The organism is Dyella sp. AtDHG13 (assembly GCF_003201105.1).
GTDB classification, from domain to species: Bacteria; Pseudomonadota; Gammaproteobacteria; order Xanthomonadales; family Rhodanobacteraceae; genus Dyella; species Dyella jiangningensis_B.
Genome location: NZ_QICJ01000001.1, coordinates 44,032 through 57,838, shown reverse-complemented (window position 1 = coordinate 57,838; position 13,807 = coordinate 44,032). Strand labels below are relative to the sequence as shown.

13 protein-coding genes and 1 tRNA gene are annotated in these 13,807 nt (G+C 64.1%); 10 read left to right on the top strand and 4 right to left on the bottom strand.

Annotation, left to right across the window (positions count from 1 at the left end):
- Positions 1 to 136 precede the first annotated feature (136 nt).
- Together BDW41_RS00265 and BDW41_RS00260 are read left to right on the top strand one after the other, a co-directional pair.
- Positions 137 to 1,486: a replication-associated recombination protein A gene (locus BDW41_RS00265; protein ID WP_074547613.1), complete on the top strand. Its 1,350-nt coding sequence runs from the start codon at positions 137 to 139 to the stop codon at positions 1,484 to 1,486.
- Between the two features lie 63 nt (positions 1,487 to 1,549).
- Positions 1,550 to 2,125, top strand: coding sequence for a hypothetical protein (locus BDW41_RS00260; protein ID WP_074547614.1), 576 nt, complete (start codon positions 1,550 to 1,552; stop codon positions 2,123 to 2,125).
- Between the two features lie 13 nt (positions 2,126 to 2,138).
- Here the strand turns inward: BDW41_RS00260 and BDW41_RS00255 are convergent, their stop codons facing one another.
- Positions 2,139 to 3,047, bottom strand: coding sequence for an AraC family transcriptional regulator (locus BDW41_RS00255; RefSeq protein WP_074547615.1), 909 nt, complete (start codon positions 3,045 to 3,047; stop codon positions 2,139 to 2,141).
- A gap of 104 nt (positions 3,048 to 3,151) precedes the next feature.
- Here BDW41_RS00255 and BDW41_RS00250 point away from each other — a divergent pair, with 104 nt between their 5' ends.
- The 4 genes from BDW41_RS00250 to BDW41_RS00235 all read left to right on the top strand — a co-directional run bounded on the left by BDW41_RS00250 (position 3,152) and on the right by BDW41_RS00235 (position 6,003).
- Entirely contained in the window at positions 3,152 to 3,895 is a 744-nt protein-coding gene (locus tag BDW41_RS00250; protein ID WP_074547616.1) for an SDR family oxidoreductase, read from the top strand.
- Between the two features lie 134 nt (positions 3,896 to 4,029).
- Complete coding sequence (serS, locus tag BDW41_RS00245) at positions 4,030 to 5,310, top strand: serine--tRNA ligase (RefSeq protein ID WP_074547617.1); 1,281 nt, start codon at positions 4,030 to 4,032, stop codon at positions 5,308 to 5,310.
- A gap of 10 nt (positions 5,311 to 5,320) precedes the next feature.
- The gene (locus BDW41_RS00240) at positions 5,321 to 5,683 is read left to right on the top strand and encodes an LrgA (RefSeq protein WP_074547682.1); all 363 of its coding nucleotides are present in this window, start codon (positions 5,321 to 5,323) and stop codon (positions 5,681 to 5,683) included.
- 230 nt (positions 5,684 to 5,913) lie between these two features.
- Positions 5,914 to 6,003 (top strand) — tRNA-Ser (locus tag BDW41_RS00235).
- A gap of 68 nt (positions 6,004 to 6,071) precedes the next feature.
- On the opposite strand, the gene BDW41_RS00230 is transcribed toward BDW41_RS00235, so the two are convergent.
- Both BDW41_RS00230 and BDW41_RS00225 read right to left on the bottom strand, forming a co-directional pair.
- Entirely contained in the window at positions 6,072 to 7,094 is a 1,023-nt protein-coding gene (locus tag BDW41_RS00230) for an XVIPCD domain-containing protein (protein WP_074547618.1), read from the bottom strand.
- Positions 7,095 to 7,104: 10 nt separating this feature from the next.
- Positions 7,105 to 7,653: a hypothetical protein gene (locus BDW41_RS00225; protein ID WP_146217273.1), complete on the bottom strand. Its 549-nt coding sequence runs from the start codon at positions 7,651 to 7,653 to the stop codon at positions 7,105 to 7,107.
- Between the two features lie 1,008 nt (positions 7,654 to 8,661).
- Between BDW41_RS00225 and BDW41_RS00220 the strand changes: the two genes are divergently transcribed.
- Positions 8,662 to 9,414 carry a DNA/RNA non-specific endonuclease gene (locus BDW41_RS00220; RefSeq protein ID WP_074547620.1) on the top strand — a complete coding sequence of 251 codons (753 nt, stop codon included), beginning with the start codon at positions 8,662 to 8,664 and terminating at the stop codon, positions 9,412 to 9,414.
- A gap of 89 nt (positions 9,415 to 9,503) precedes the next feature.
- On the opposite strand, the gene BDW41_RS00215 is transcribed toward BDW41_RS00220, so the two are convergent.
- Positions 9,504 to 9,923 carry a DUF3592 domain-containing protein gene (locus BDW41_RS00215; protein WP_074547621.1) on the bottom strand — a complete coding sequence of 140 codons (420 nt, stop codon included), beginning with the start codon at positions 9,921 to 9,923 and terminating at the stop codon, positions 9,504 to 9,506.
- A gap of 386 nt (positions 9,924 to 10,309) precedes the next feature.
- Here BDW41_RS00215 and BDW41_RS00210 point away from each other — a divergent pair, with 386 nt between their 5' ends.
- From BDW41_RS00210 to BDW41_RS00200, 3 genes are all read left to right on the top strand, one after another.
- Positions 10,310 to 10,780 (top strand): DUF1801 domain-containing protein, encoded by a 471-nt coding sequence (locus BDW41_RS00210; RefSeq protein ID WP_233496724.1) that lies wholly within the window; start codon positions 10,310 to 10,312, stop codon positions 10,778 to 10,780.
- A gap of 128 nt (positions 10,781 to 10,908) precedes the next feature.
- On the top strand, positions 10,909 to 11,325 hold the full coding sequence (locus tag BDW41_RS00205) for a DUF2946 domain-containing protein (RefSeq protein WP_233496723.1): 417 nt from the start codon (positions 10,909 to 10,911) through the stop codon (positions 11,323 to 11,325).
- Between the two features lie 164 nt (positions 11,326 to 11,489).
- On the top strand, positions 11,490 to 13,784 hold the full coding sequence (locus BDW41_RS00200; protein ID WP_083337575.1) for a TonB-dependent receptor: 2,295 nt from the start codon (positions 11,490 to 11,492) through the stop codon (positions 13,782 to 13,784).
- Positions 13,785 to 13,807: the final 23 nt, after the last annotated feature.

The window sequence follows — 13,807 nt, the reverse complement described above, 5'->3', positions numbered from 1 at the left end:
AAAGGCTCGCGAAGCCCCGCTTTTTTTGCTCGTCATTCCCGCCTTCGCGGGCATGACGGTTCTTGGTGTCCCTCTCCATCGACGGCCCGAACACCTCATAAAGCTCTGTCGGCCCCAATGCCCTATCATCCCCGGCATGTCACGCAGCGATATGTTCGACGCGCCGGGCCTGTTTCCAGAGTCCGACGATCTCAAGCCCCTGGCCGAACGCATGCGGCCGCGCACCCTGGATGAAATCGTGGGCCAGCAGCGCGTGCTGGCGCCGGGCAAGGCCCTGCGCCGCGCGTTGGAGGCGGGCAGGGTGCATTCCATGATCCTGTGGGGGCCGCCCGGCTGCGGCAAGACCACGCTGGCGCTGTTGGTGGCGCGCTATGCGGATGCGGATTTCCGCGCCATTTCCGCCGTGCTCTCCGGGTTGCCCGACGTGCGCAAGGCGCTGGCCGAGGCGGAAGCCAATTTCGCGCAGGGCCGCCGCACCGTGCTGTTCGTGGACGAGGTGCATCGCTTCAACAAGGCGCAGCAGGACGCCTTCCTTCCGCATATCGAGCGCGGCGTGATCATCTTCGTCGGCGCCACCACCGAAAACCCTTCGTTCGAACTCAACTCGGCCCTGCTGTCGCGCTGCCGCGTGCACGTGCTGGAGGCGGTGACGGCGGACGACGTCGTGGTCGCGCTCAAGCGCGCGCTGGGAGATACCGAGCGTGGCCTTGGCGAGATGCAGCTCGAGGTATCGGACGAATCGCTCAAGCTGATCGCGCAGGCGGCAGATGGCGACGTGCGCCGCGCGCTCACCCTGCTGGAGATCGCCTCGGAGCTCGCCGAAGACCATCGCATCGACGAGGCCACGCTCACGCAGGTGCTGGCCGACCGCACGCGCCGCTTCGACAAGGGCGGCGAGCAGTTCTACGGCCAGATCTCGGCGCTGCACAAATCCGTGCGTTCGTCCGATCCGGACGCCGCCGTGTACTGGCTGACCCGCATGCTGGACGGCGGTGTGGACCCGCTCTACCTCGCCCGCCGCATGACGCGCATGGCGGTGGAAGACGTTGGCCTGGCAGAGCCGCGCGCCTGGCGCATGGCGCTGGATGCGTGGGATACCTACGAACGCCTCGGCAGCCCGGAAGGCGAGCTTGGCCTGGCGCAGCTCGCCATCTGGCTGGCCATCGCGCCCAAGAGCAATGCCGCCTACAAGGCCTACAACGCGGCCCGCGCCGTGGTGCAGCAGACCGGCACGCTGGAAGTGCCCATGCACCTGCGCAACGCGCCCACCAAGCTCATGAAAGGCCTGGGCTACGGACAGGGCTATCAGTACGACCACGACAGCGAAGGCGGCGTGGCGCTCGACCAGCAACTGCTGCCCGACGCGCTGGAAGGCACGGTGTTCTATGAACCCGTCGAGCGCGGGCTGGAACTGAAACTGCGCGAGAAGCTGCAGAGCCTGCGCGAAGCCCGCCGCGAAGCACGCGGCCGCACTGGCCGAAAGTAAAGTTGTCGCCTGCCGGTGGCAGGCATAGATTCACCGCACCGAATCATGCGGGGAGTCGTCGTCATGCGCGTGCTCGCAGCTGCTTTGCTCGGCGGAATCGTGATGTTCATCTGGGGTGCCGTGGCGCATATGGCGCTGGGCCTGGGCAATGTCGGCATGCACCAGCCCGTGGCCGAAGACACCGTGCTCGCCGCGCTGCGCCCGGGCCTGGGCGAGCAGGCCGGCGTCTATCTGCTGCCCTCGGTGGACCCGGCCAAGATGGGCGACAAGGCCGTCATGTCCGCCTATTCGGCCAAGGCCAAGGCCTCGCCCTATGCCTTCATGGTCTACCTGCCGCAGGGCGATGACCTCTCCGACATGAGCGGCCAGCTGCCGCGGCAATGGGCCTCCGATACCTTGTCCGCCCTGATGCTGGCCTTTGTCATGTCGCTGGCCGCCTTCAGCTTCATGACGCGCCTGAGCATTGCGTTGGCCGCCAGCGTGTTCGCCTGGCTCAGCACCCTGGTGCCGTACTGGAACTGGTATCGCTTTCCCACCAACTTCACCGTGGCGGCGCTGGTGGAACAGGTCATCGGTTGGCTGCTCGCCGGGGCGGTGATGGCGTGGTGGCTGGGGCGAAACGGGCGTCGCGCCCATTGAGCGATATCGCGGGTTACTCGCGCACCGCCGCCTGCGTGCGCGTATACCGCGCGGGCGGCAAGCCGACGTGCCGGGTGAACGCCACGCTGAAGGTGCTTGCCGAACTGTAGCCGACGCGCTCAGCGACCTCGGCGATACCCAGGCCATCGCTTTGCAGTAGCCGTTTCGCCAGCGCCATGCGCCACGCGAGCAGGTATTCCATCGGCGGCATGCCCACGGCTCGGTTGAAGCGTTCGAAAAACGCCGAGCGCGACAGCGCCGCCTTCTTCGCCAGTTGCGCCACCGTCCATGCGTGGGTGGGGCTTTCGTGCATGCACCGTATCGCCGTGGCCAGTCGCGCGTCGGCCAGGCCGTTCAACAGACCCGGCGACGCCGTCGTGCCGGTGGTGCAGCGCAAAGCCTCGATCAGCAGCACTTCCAGCAGCCGGGAAAGAATGACCTCACGCGCGGGGCGCTGCGCGCGCGATTCCTCGATTACCAGTTGCACCAGCGTGGACAGTCTTGGCTCGCCACGAACGTGCACCAGTTGCGGCAGCAGCGACACCAGCAAGGCCGCGTCCGGCGAGCCGAAGTTGCAAAAGCCGGCCATCATGCGGACGTCTGGCGGGCCCTCCGGGCGACCGAGCCGGTATTCGCCGCCGGGCAACACCGTGGGCACGGAGTCGATGTCGTGCGCCGGCGGTTGCAGGCTGGACACCGTAAAGCTGACGGCGGCCGGGGCCAGCAGGAAATCGCCCGCCTGCAGGATCAAGGGTTCGCGCCCCTCGATGGCCAGCCGGCTGGCGCCTTCCAGGATCAGGCAGTAGAACGGCCGGTCCATCACGGCGCGCCGCACCTGCCAGGGCCCGGCGGCACTGGAGATCTTGGAGAACGCGGCCTGCGGCTGGAGCAGGGTGACGATTTCCGAGAGCGGATCGGTCATGGCTGGACGATGGCCAATGAATCTTGGACTTTTGATGGTAGTTAGTCCGGATGCAGGCGTCTATCGTGGGCCCATTCCCACTTCACCCCACGCCCGGAGCCTTCATGAAAACCATCCTTGTCACCGGTTGCTCGTCCGGTTTTGGCCTGGAGGTCGCCCGCGATTTCCTCGGCCGAGGCTGGAACGTCATCGCCACCATGCGCACGCCGCGCGCGGATGTGCTGCCTTCGTCCGATCGCCTCCGCGTACTGCCGCTGGACGTGACCGATCCGCAGAGCATCGCCCGCCTTGTCGATGCCGCCGGTTCCATCGATGCGCTGGTCAACAATGCCGGCATCGGTCTGCTCAATGCGCTGGAAGGCACTTCCATGGACATGGTGCGCGAGGTGTTCGAGACCAACACCTTCGGCACCATCGCCATGACGCAGGCGGTGTTGCCGCAGTTCCGCGAGCGCCGCAGCGGCGTCATCGTTAATGTCACCTCCACGGTCACGCTGCGGCCCTTGCACCTGCTGTCCGTGTACACCGCCAGCAAGGCCGCGGTGAATGCGTTCACCGAATCGCTGGCCCTGGAACTGGAGCCTTTCGACATCCGTGTGCGGCTGGTGCTGCCGGGCAGGGCGCCCGACACCCGCTTTGGCGAAAATGCACGCACCCGCATGCTGGCGGGTTTTCCCGAGGCCTATGCCGAGCTGGCCCAGGGCGTGATGAACGGCTGGGCGCAGTCGACCGACCCGGTAACCCATTCGACGGACGTGGCTGAGGCCGTGTGGCGCGCCGTCAGCGACCCGGCCACGCCCATGCGCCTGCCGGCCGGGGCGGATGCCGTGCTGTGGGCCGCCGCCTAAAGCGCGGCACGTGTGGCATGCCTGCCGTGCTTCCATGCGGCAGGTGTGCGGCGAGCCTGAGCTTGCGCCGCATTGCCCCTCAAGCATTCCCGCAGCGATAATCCGGCGTTCCAAGTCATTCATCTGGACCCGACATGCTGGACCCCGCACTGCTGCGCTCGCGCCTGGCCGAAACGGCCGCCCGCCTCAAGGAGACCCGTGGCTTCGACCTCGATGTAGCCGCCGTCGAGGCCCTGGAGAATCAGCGCAAGCAGCTGTCCACCGAGACGCAGGAACTGCAGAACCTGCGCAACACGCGGTCCAAGGCCATCGGACAGGCCAAGGCCAAAGGCGAGGACGTCGCCTCGCTGATGGCCGAGGTCGCCGGCATCGGCGACAAGCTCAAGGCCAACGAGCAGGCGCTGGCCGACGTGCAGGCCAAACTGGCCGACATCGCGCTGGGCATTCCCAACATTCCGCATGAGTCCGTGCCGCTGGGCAAGGACGAAACCGAAAACGTCGAGCAACTGCGCTGGGGACAGCCGCGAGCGTTCGATTTTCCGGTGAAGGACCACGTGGACCTGGGCGCGCGTCACGGCTGGCTCGATGCCGACGCCGGCGCCAAGCTCTCCGGCGCGCGCTTCACCGTGCTGCGCGGCCAACTGGCGCACCTGCATCGCGCGCTCGCCCAGTTCATGCTCGACCTGCAGACGGGCGAGCACGGCTACCTGGAATGCAACGTGCCGCTGATCGTCAACGCGGACACCATGAAGGGCACCGGCCAGTTGCCCAAGTTCGAGGAAGACCTGTTCTCCACCGAGGTCAACGAAGCCAAGCGCTACCTCATTCCCACCGCCGAAGTGGCGCTGACCAACCTGGTGGCCGACAGCATCGTCGAGGCCGATACCTTGCCCATGCGCCTCACCGCGCACAGCATGTGCTTCCGCGCCGAAGCCGGCAGCTACGGTCGCGACACGCGCGGCATGATCCGCCAGCACCAGTTCGAAAAGGTCGAAATGGTGCAGATCGCCACGCCCGAGCAGTCGCACGCCCAGCTCGAGGAAATGGTGGGCCACGCCGAAAAGGTGCTGCAGCTGCTCCAGCTGCCGTACCGCAAGGTGCTGCTGTGCACCGGCGACATGGGTTTCGCCGCCATCAAGACCTACGATCTGGAAGTGTGGCTGCCCAGCCAGAACACCTACCGCGAGATCTCCTCGTGCTCCAACTGCGGCGACTTCCAGGCCCGCCGCATGCAGGCCCGCTGGCGCAACCCCGCCACCGGCAAGCCGGAGCTGGTGCACACCTTGAACGGCTCCGGCCTGGCCGTGGGCCGCACCCTGGTCGCCGTGATGGAGAACTACCAGAACGAGGACGGCACCATCACCGTGCCCGACGTGCTGCGCCCCTACCTGCGCGGCCTGGAGCGGCTCGCCTGAAGCCATGGCGATGAGCAGCACGCGCTGGGACAAGGTGGAACTCACAGCCAGCTACACGCTGCTGACCATCCTCGCCACCGAGCTGCTCACCCGCTTAGGGCTGGTGACCATGTTCCCCATGCCCATGGTGGACCTGGTGCTCAGCGTCATCGCCACCGTGCTGGTCATCGGCGCCTTCTGGTTCGCCCGGCAAAGCCGCGCCCTGCGCTTCGGCATCATCGCCTTCGCCGCCACCACCCAACTGGTGCCCATGGTCATCCGCTCCCCGGTGCTGCTGCTTCCCCTGGTCGGCGCGGCCATTCCGGTAGGCATCATGCTGTGGGCGATGATCGCCTTGTCGAAAAAAGGGCGGGGCACGGAGAGCCATTCCTGATAGGATTTGTTGCTCGTCGTTCCGGTGCAGGCCGGAATCCAGGTGGCTCGGGTCACGTAAGAGCCGAGAGCAATTCGTGGAGATGGCCGAGCGGTGTAAGGCAGCGGTCTCGACGCGAAGGCAGGATGCCGGAGCGAACATCGACAACGTCGATGGCCCCGAAGGGGCGGAGGGCCGGAGTCAAACTGCCGTAGTGGTGCGCATAGCGCACCGACTCGCGGCGACAATTCGGAGAGATGGCCGAGTGGTTTAAGGCAGCAGTCTTGAAAACTGCCGTAGGTGTAAGCCTACCGTGGGTTCGAATCCCACTCTCTCCGCCAGATACGCAAACGCCCCCGCATGAGGGCGTTTTTCGTTTCCGACGGAGAGCCGAGGCTCGGGTCGCTCATCAAGCGCGCATCACCGGACCTTGCTGCTGACTGGCCTGCTGCGCCTGATTCTCCAGTCTGATCTGCGCCTGCTGCTGAAGCTGCTGTCCCTGTTCCGCCGCCTGCTGCCAATGAGCGCTGCTTTGCGACAGCGGCGTATTCAGCGCATCCATGGTCTGCATGCTCGCTATTTTTCGATCCATGCCGTGCACGCTAGTCATGCTTCCCTGCACGGCAAACACTTTGTCGCCATCTGGGCTGAGCAGAACGTGGTCGATACGATCGAGGCCGCCTGCTTTGGCGTTGGTGGCGATCGAGGCGGCAAAATCCTTGTCACGATCGGAAGCGGGTACCTGATGCTGAGCGTTGAGTTTGGCTACGCCTTCATGGGCCTGCTTGTACATGGCATTGCCGGGGTGTGATGGGTCGTCCAGTGGAATGTCGCTGAGCAACCACTGTTTGAAGTCCCGCGAAGGCATCGGGTTGGTGTGCTCTTTGTTGAGCGGGCTGCCTGGGATCGGGTCTTTGATGCTTTTTATGTCGTCGATGTTTTGGGTGGGGCGAAAGGCTCCCTTGCCTTCGCTTGTACCGGGTAGTGGGACCCGCATGCCTGGAGTGAGCGGCCCCGTGCCAAGATCGATATGGCTCTGATGCTGGATGCCCGCGTGGTTGAGGGCTGCCCAGGTGAAATCAACACAGTTATTGCGTACGTCTTTATATTGCGTGTCGAATCCGTATTGCCTCGGGTTATCGCCAAAGGCAGTCAACTTGTCATATTGATCCTTGGATATCTCCATGGTCCGTGCGTACAAGGGGTCTTTGTAGTTCTGCAGATCATCTCTTGCAACTTCTCCCTTGCCGTTAATGCTGCCGTGCTCGACCGGGGCAAAGCCATAACTCCTGGGCGCGTTTGTGCCATCGCTGACCACGTAAAACATATGGCCAGGCCCTGAGGTGGCATTGGTGTGACCTTGCTCCTTGAGAAGTGGTGTGCCAGGAGCGGCAACATAGACCGTTAAGGTATATTTATTCGAATCGGTCATGATTTATCACTCATTCGCCTGTGTTATAGAACGGCTGAACTTTGATGATGCCGTTGATCCCTGCGAAGAGGGGCTGGTCTTTGATAGTTCTGACGGTGGCTCTGTAACTTCCAGGCTTGGTGGGATAGAAGCCAGCGATCAGAACGAACGATGTATCGCCATTGGTTGCATACAAGTGCAGGTTTGCTGTGGCACTACCGTTTTTCCAGGCATGTGCGGCAACGCCTCCGTCGTCCTGCGTGGGGATTGGTATGGAATTTCCATCAGTGAGGTAGACGATTTCGAGTTCAACCGGCACATTTCCATGTTGAATGGAGTCTTCGAGCTTCATGCTCTTCGTCTGCGGAAAATCCAGGGCCACCATCAGTCGGTGCTTGGTGGCAATATCCGATTCGGTGACGTTGAAGTCGACGCTTACGGAAGCGCCAGCCTTATCCATGGCGAGCGGCGCTGAGGCAAGCACTTCAGGTAGTCGGGAAGAGCTGGAACAAGCGGGCAGGAGCGGCACTACAAATGCCAGTACAGCCAAAGCCAAGACTCTCGACATGCATCGCTTCATGCGTCAACTCCCTCCGGCTTCCATGGACAGTGCGAGCAATGATGTACGCGGATGAGCAGGGCTGTTGTCCTTGCCCAGATATCTACCGCAGCGTTTCGAAAAGTACCGGCTGTGCTGGCCTGGTTCAATCAGTGAACCCCTACATGCTGTAGCGCGATCGAAGTGGTTCAGGAATCGGTGTTGTGGGATCGCGAATATGCCGGGTTGCGCGTGACGCATTCCCGGATTACGCATGGCTCCATCCGGGCTACTAGGTGTGGCGCGGCGGACTCAAAAACCGCCGCGCCACAGGGGTGATCAATGGGCTTGCGCTGGCCTCACGTCGGCGGGTAGCCGGTTATGCCGGGGCTTCGGTGGGGCGAGCCGGGTGGGGCGCGTTGCTCATGCGAGCAGGTCTGGTTCCGTGACGGGTCGTTCGTCTCTGCTTGTCGCCCATGTCGCGATGGACAGAGTCATGCCTCGCTGTCGACAGGCGAGGGTGCTGCCACCTAAGCGGTCAAGGGAGCGCGTGGTGCATCGATGTGCGGTTGCGCTGTCAGGTTCGCCCGATGCGAAGTGTCCGGAAAGGGCGTGAGGTGGTCGTCTTGGATAAAAGACGGGTGCGCGCGTGCCTTATGATCCGGCGTAGCCATGATCAACTCCTACTTCAGTTGGTGGTGGTCAGCGGGCCGTGTGGGATGCAACCCCATGCGGCCCGCGCTATTCACGACCCTGCTGTCGTGGCTGCTCGCAAACCCCGTCCGAAGACTCCGCGAGCAGCGTTGCCGCCATAGCAAGGCCTGTGGTGCTCGTCTGTAGTCCTCACTCCGTGTTGATGCGCCGGGAATGGGCTGGGCATGGTGAATGCCTTGGCTGACGAGGCGTCACCTTTCCTGCACGCCAAGTTCGGGAAACGGATGCGACGCGATTCACAGGTTTCGCCTGCTGTTTTTCCTACAACCGTAAAGTCATTGATCTGACATTCGCCGTCGGTAGGTTCCCGCGCACTACCTATTGACGGGGACCTCCATGTCACGCATCGGATCTTGGCTGCTTGCGGTCTGTTTCTTCGTGTCCGGCGGCGCGTTCGCCGGCACGGCCTGTCCCAACTTCTTTATCGCGGGCTCGGCGCCGACGCTGGATGCGTCGCTGTTGAGCCGCACGACGGAGGTGTGCCACACCGAGTACGTGCTGTTTGCATCGGGCGTGACGAAGGGGCCGCTGTATTCGGCGGAGCATCTGACCGCGGCGCAGATCGCCGGTGCCGATTCCATCAGCCGCAGCGGCTCCTGGCATCAGGAAACGGGCATTCCCACGGCGGATCGTTCGCAGTCGTCCGATTACACCAATAGCGGTTACGACCGCGGCCACATGACGCCGGCGGGCGATGCCTCGACGCTGACGTCGGAGGGCGAAACCTTCTCCATGGCCAACGTGGTGCCGCAGTTGCATGTGCTGAACGCGGGCGAATGGGAAAAGATCGAGACCTACGTGCGCAATCTCGCGACGCAGCTGGGCGAGGTGTACGTGGTGACGGGCCCGGCGTTTGATCCGGACAACATCCCGACCATCGGCAAGGACGCGGTGGCCGTGCCCGCCTATACCTGGAAGGCGGTATACGAGCCGGGCGTGGGCGCGGCGGCGTTCCTGTGCACCAATGAAACCAACTACACCTGCGCCGTGGTGTCGGTGGACGACGTGAAGACCATGTCCGGCGTCGACCCGTTTCCCGCGCTGTCGGCCACCATGAAGTCGAACCCGATCAACTTGACGTTGCCCTGAGTCATCGAAAGGCATTCGCTTTCAGAGAGGCGCGGAGCTGCATGCTCCGCGCCTTTTTCTTTTGCGTGTTGTCACGACGGAGAGTTCATTCAACCGTATCGGCCGGTGAGCCTGATTTCGCCGCCAAGAAACGCAGCGGCTAGGCAGCCAAGACTCATGGGAAGAAGACCAAGTATAGAGGCCCAAAGCGCCAGAAACGTATCGGCGCGCGCGGTTCCGGCCGGGTCGTGCGGGTCGTAAGCGACGGGTATCGCCGAGCCGGCATCGCGCGAGACGTAACCGTTCTGCACGAACTGAACGGTTGCGCCGCCCGCCGCGGTAAACCGAATGACGGGATGCCCCGTGTTTTCGACCACCACGCCGGTGACACGCTCGCAGTGCGCCAGGAAGCTCCAGTTTTTCCAGGTCTGAAAGGTTGCCCAGATCAGTATCAGCACGCCGACGGCGGCTAGTGCGGCTTTTTCCCAGCGGCGCAAGGGGCGCCAAGGGTTTTTCTCAGTGGTGGCCATGTGGTCCGTCCTTGGGTCATGGGCAGACGGGCCTGTTCGTTCAGCTTCGCATGCTGAAGCAGGCCGCCATCTGCAGTTTAGGCGGGCGCATGATGCGTTGCGATAGGGCGGACTGACGACCGTTGGTTCCGGCCTGTCATCTTTCAGCGGACTGACGTTATGGAACGCCGCGCTGAACAGGCGAACGAAGCCCATGCGGCAGGCCGGCCCCGTTCATCCCCTGTACCTCGCGCTGTGCGATGTTTCGGGCGTCGCTAGAGGCGGCAAGGGTGCTATCGCAGCGCTTCCGCGATAGCCGAGGGTGACGGGAGAGAGCGTGAAGGCCCCGCAGGCATGCGGGGCCTTCATCGCTTGTACTATCCGGATCAGCCGTGGCGATCGCCTGCGTGGGTGGCGTGGGCGGACCTCGGAATCACAACGCAGGGAGTGAGGATCCGATGAATCCTTCAGAGCGCATCGATCAACTGATCGCAAGCATCGACGACTGGCGCGGCAAGATGCTGGCCAGCGTCCGCGAAACGTTCCTTGGCGCCGATGAAGGTGTCGTCGAGGACTGGAAATGGATGGGCAGCCCGGTGTGGTCCTGCGACGGCATGATCGCGGTCGCCAATGCACACAAGGACAAGGTGAAGATCACCTTTATGCATGGGGCGCAGCTGGAAGATGCCGGCAAGCTGTTCAATGCCGGTCTCGATGGCGGCAAGTGGCGTGCCATCGATCTGCACGAAGGCGACAAGCTCGACAAGCGCGCGCTGAAGGCGCTGGTGCGCACCGCCATCGCCTATAACCGGACGCACCTGAAGAAGAATGCGCCGGCGCGCAGCCGAGTGAAGGCAGCCAAGGCAAAGGGCGCCTGACGCGGCGAAGCGGCCACGCCGGCCGCGCGGCGGCCCACAAGCGACGCCGCGCCGCACCCGTCAACCCGTGTCAGATATCGCCGATCATGCGATGATGTCTGGAGCCCACTCAAGGGTTGGGGAAAGGTTTGATCCGACGCCGTACATCACGACGCCTTGTTGCATGGCTGGCCCTGGCCGCCATGTGGCTGCTCGTGGCTGCGCCCACGGTGTCGCGCGCGCTTCCCCTGTGGGTTTCCAGCGATACGGGCGCCTTGTGCGCGGGCCACGAGCATGGCGGCGAACATGCCGATATGCCGGATATGGCCGGCATGCCAATGCCCGCCATGCCGGATATGCCCGGCGATCCGGCGCTGCACATGGATCAGTGCGGCTACTGCGCGTTGTTGGCGCATACGCCGCTGCTTTCGGGCGCGTTCGTCGCCCTTCTTCTCGCCGCGCCCCTGCCGGCCGTCGCGCCCGACACCGGGACGGCGGCGCCACGGCATGCGCAGCCACTGCTCAGCGCGAATCCACGAGGGCCACCGCTTATCCTGCTCGGATGACGGTCTAGCGGGCTGCTGCGCCATCGTGCGCGGCGGCCCGATATCGATGGCGACACAGGGGACAGGCATGGCGGCGCGGTATCGCGCCCATGCGTTGGTTCCCGTGTCTGCCTGTGCCCAGTCATGCGCCGCATTGCGGCGCTGGACACCATGGAATTCATGTCATGCGCTTTTCCCTGATGCGCGGAGCGGCCCTTGGATTGCCGCTCACGCTGCTTGCTTCCTCCATCGCCATGGCCCAGTCGGGGCCCAGCGATTCGCCGGACCAGACGACACCCGACAAGAAGGTCACCAGCCTTGGGCCGGTCAAGGTATCCGCCGTCACGCAGAAACTGGCGGCCCCAGGTTTCCCCGCCACCCTGGCCACGGTGCCCGCCGAGCGCGTGGAGGCCACCATCAATGCCGTGGACGTGGAAGACGCGGCGAAATACCTGCCCAGCCTGTTCCTTCGCAAACGCAATTACGGCGACACCCAGGCGGTGCTGGCCACGCGCACCTGGGGGCTCAATTCCAGCGCGCGCACGCTGGTGTACATCGACGACATCCCGATCTCGGCATTGATCGCCAACAACAACACCATCGGCGCGCCGCGCTGGGGCATGACTTCGCCGGAGGCCATCGATCACGTCGACATGATGTACGGGCCGTTCTCGGCTGCTTATGCCGGCAACTCGATCGGGGGCGTGATGCACATCGTGACGCGCATGCCGGACAAGACCGAGGTGACCATCAAGCAAACCGAGGCGGTGCAGTCGTCCGACCTGTACGGCACGCACGGCAACTACAGCACCAGCCAGACCAGCCTCACGGCCGGCGGGCGCAGCGGCAATTTCGGGTGGTTCGTCGGCGCCAATGCGACGAACAGCTTCAGCGAGCCGCTGTCGATCATCACGGGCAGCACGATCCCCGCCGGCACCAGCGGCACCATTCCCGCATTGAACAAGGTGGGGCAGGTGGCGAACGTCTACGGCGCGGGCGGCCTGCTGCATACGAGCATGCTCGACCTCAACGGCGAGTTCACCTATGACATCACCCCGCAGTGGAAGGCGACCTACCTGGCGGGCTACTGGCACAACCACGGCCAGTCCCGCGTGGACACTTACCTGACCGATGCCGCGGGCCAACCCACCTACGGCAAGGTGGCGGGTTTTGCCAGCAACATCTATCAGCTCAGCGCGGACCACCTGATGCAGGGCCTGTCGGTGAAGTCGGATACCAAGGGCGACTACGACGCCTCGTTCGTGGTGACTCATTACGACTATCTGCAGGACAAGCAGTGGCAGCCGGCTGGCGTGACCACGGGAACAGGCTTGACCACCAATGGCCGCCTCGCCAGTTACGGCGGCACGCAGTGGTCCACCGCCGACGCCACGGGCATCTGGCGTCCGCAGGGTTACGACGGGGCGCATGAGGTGTCCATCGGAGCGCATGCGGACCAGTACAAGCTCAACAACCCCACCACCAACCTCAGCGACTGGACCGACCCGTACAGCCTGACCACGCTGTACGCGGCCGGTCGCGGCAAGACGCAGACGCAGGCGCTGTGGCTGCAGGACGCCTGGCGGCTGGCGCCGAACTGGCTGCTGACCCTGGGTGGCCGCTACGAGTGGTGGAAGGCCAGCGATGGTTACAACTTCAGCGGCAAGACGGCCGTGCAGCAGCCCGCGGAGAAAGCCGACGGCTTCTCGCCCAAGGCCACCTTGCAGTGGAGCATCGCGCCGGACTGGCGCCTCACGGGCTCGCTGGCCAAGGCCATCCGCTTTCCGACGGTGGGCGAGCTGTATCAGCTGGTGCAGACCGGCTCGACCTACAGCGTGCCCAACCCCAACCTGAAGCCGGAAACCGCGCGCAGCGGCGAGCTTGCCGTGGAGCATGCGATCGAGCAGGGCATGCTGCGCCTGTCGCTGTTCCAGGAGAACACGAAGAACGCGCTGATCTCGCAGACCTCCACCTTGCCCAACGTGGCCGTGCCGGTGACCTACGTGACGAACGTGGGCAAGCTGCGCAATCGCGGCATCGAGCTCGTCGCGCAGAAGGACAATGTGCTGATCCAGGGGCTGGAGCTGTCGGGCAGCGTGACCTTCGTCGACTCGACCATCCTGTCCAACGACAGCTTCGCCAGCGCGGCCGGCACCACATCCGATGGCAAGCACGTGCCCTACGTGCCACGCTGGCGCGCCACGGCGGTGGCAACCTATCGGCCCGATGCGGCCTGGGCGTTCACGCTGGCGGGCCGTTACAGCGGCAAGCAGTATTCGACGATGGACAACACCGACAACACGCCGCACGTGTTCGGCGCCTTCGACAAGTTCACCGTGTTCGACGTGCGTGCGCACTACCAGATCAACGATCATCTGGCGGCATCGTTCGGCATCGACAACGTGACCAACGACAAGTACTACCTGTACCACCCGTTTCCGCAGCGCACCTACGTGGCGGACCTGAAACTGAGCCTGTGAGGAAACGCCCGGCACCGCGACAA

What these genes read in the sequence shown, in the direction of transcription:
- BDW41_RS00200 (WP_083337575.1), top strand. Translation starts at nt 11,490, where the DNA reads ATGCGCTTTTCCCTGATGCGCGGAGCGGCCCTTGGATTGCCGCTCACG.
- BDW41_RS00240 (WP_074547682.1), top strand. Translation starts at nt 5,321, where the DNA reads ATGAGCAGCACGCGCTGGGACAAGGTGGAACTCACAGCCAGCTACACG.
- BDW41_RS00220 (WP_074547620.1), top strand. Translation starts at nt 8,662, where the DNA reads ATGTCACGCATCGGATCTTGGCTGCTTGCGGTCTGTTTCTTCGTGTCC.
- BDW41_RS00230 (WP_074547618.1), bottom strand. Translation starts at nt 7,094, where the DNA reads ATGACCGATTCGAATAAATATACCTTAACGGTCTATGTTGCCGCTCCT.
- BDW41_RS00265 (WP_074547613.1), top strand. Translation starts at nt 137, where the DNA reads ATGTCACGCAGCGATATGTTCGACGCGCCGGGCCTGTTTCCAGAGTCC.
- BDW41_RS00255 (WP_074547615.1), bottom strand. Translation starts at nt 3,047, where the DNA reads ATGACCGATCCGCTCTCGGAAATCGTCACCCTGCTCCAGCCGCAGGCC.
- BDW41_RS00250 (WP_074547616.1), top strand. Translation starts at nt 3,152, where the DNA reads ATGAAAACCATCCTTGTCACCGGTTGCTCGTCCGGTTTTGGCCTGGAG.
- serS (WP_074547617.1), top strand. Translation starts at nt 4,030, where the DNA reads ATGCTGGACCCCGCACTGCTGCGCTCGCGCCTGGCCGAAACGGCCGCC.
- BDW41_RS00260 (WP_074547614.1), top strand. Translation starts at nt 1,550, where the DNA reads ATGCGCGTGCTCGCAGCTGCTTTGCTCGGCGGAATCGTGATGTTCATC.
- BDW41_RS00215 (WP_074547621.1), bottom strand. Translation starts at nt 9,923, where the DNA reads ATGGCCACCACTGAGAAAAACCCTTGGCGCCCCTTGCGCCGCTGGGAA.
- BDW41_RS00225 (WP_146217273.1), bottom strand. Translation starts at nt 7,653, where the DNA reads ATGAAGCGATGCATGTCGAGAGTCTTGGCTTTGGCTGTACTGGCATTT.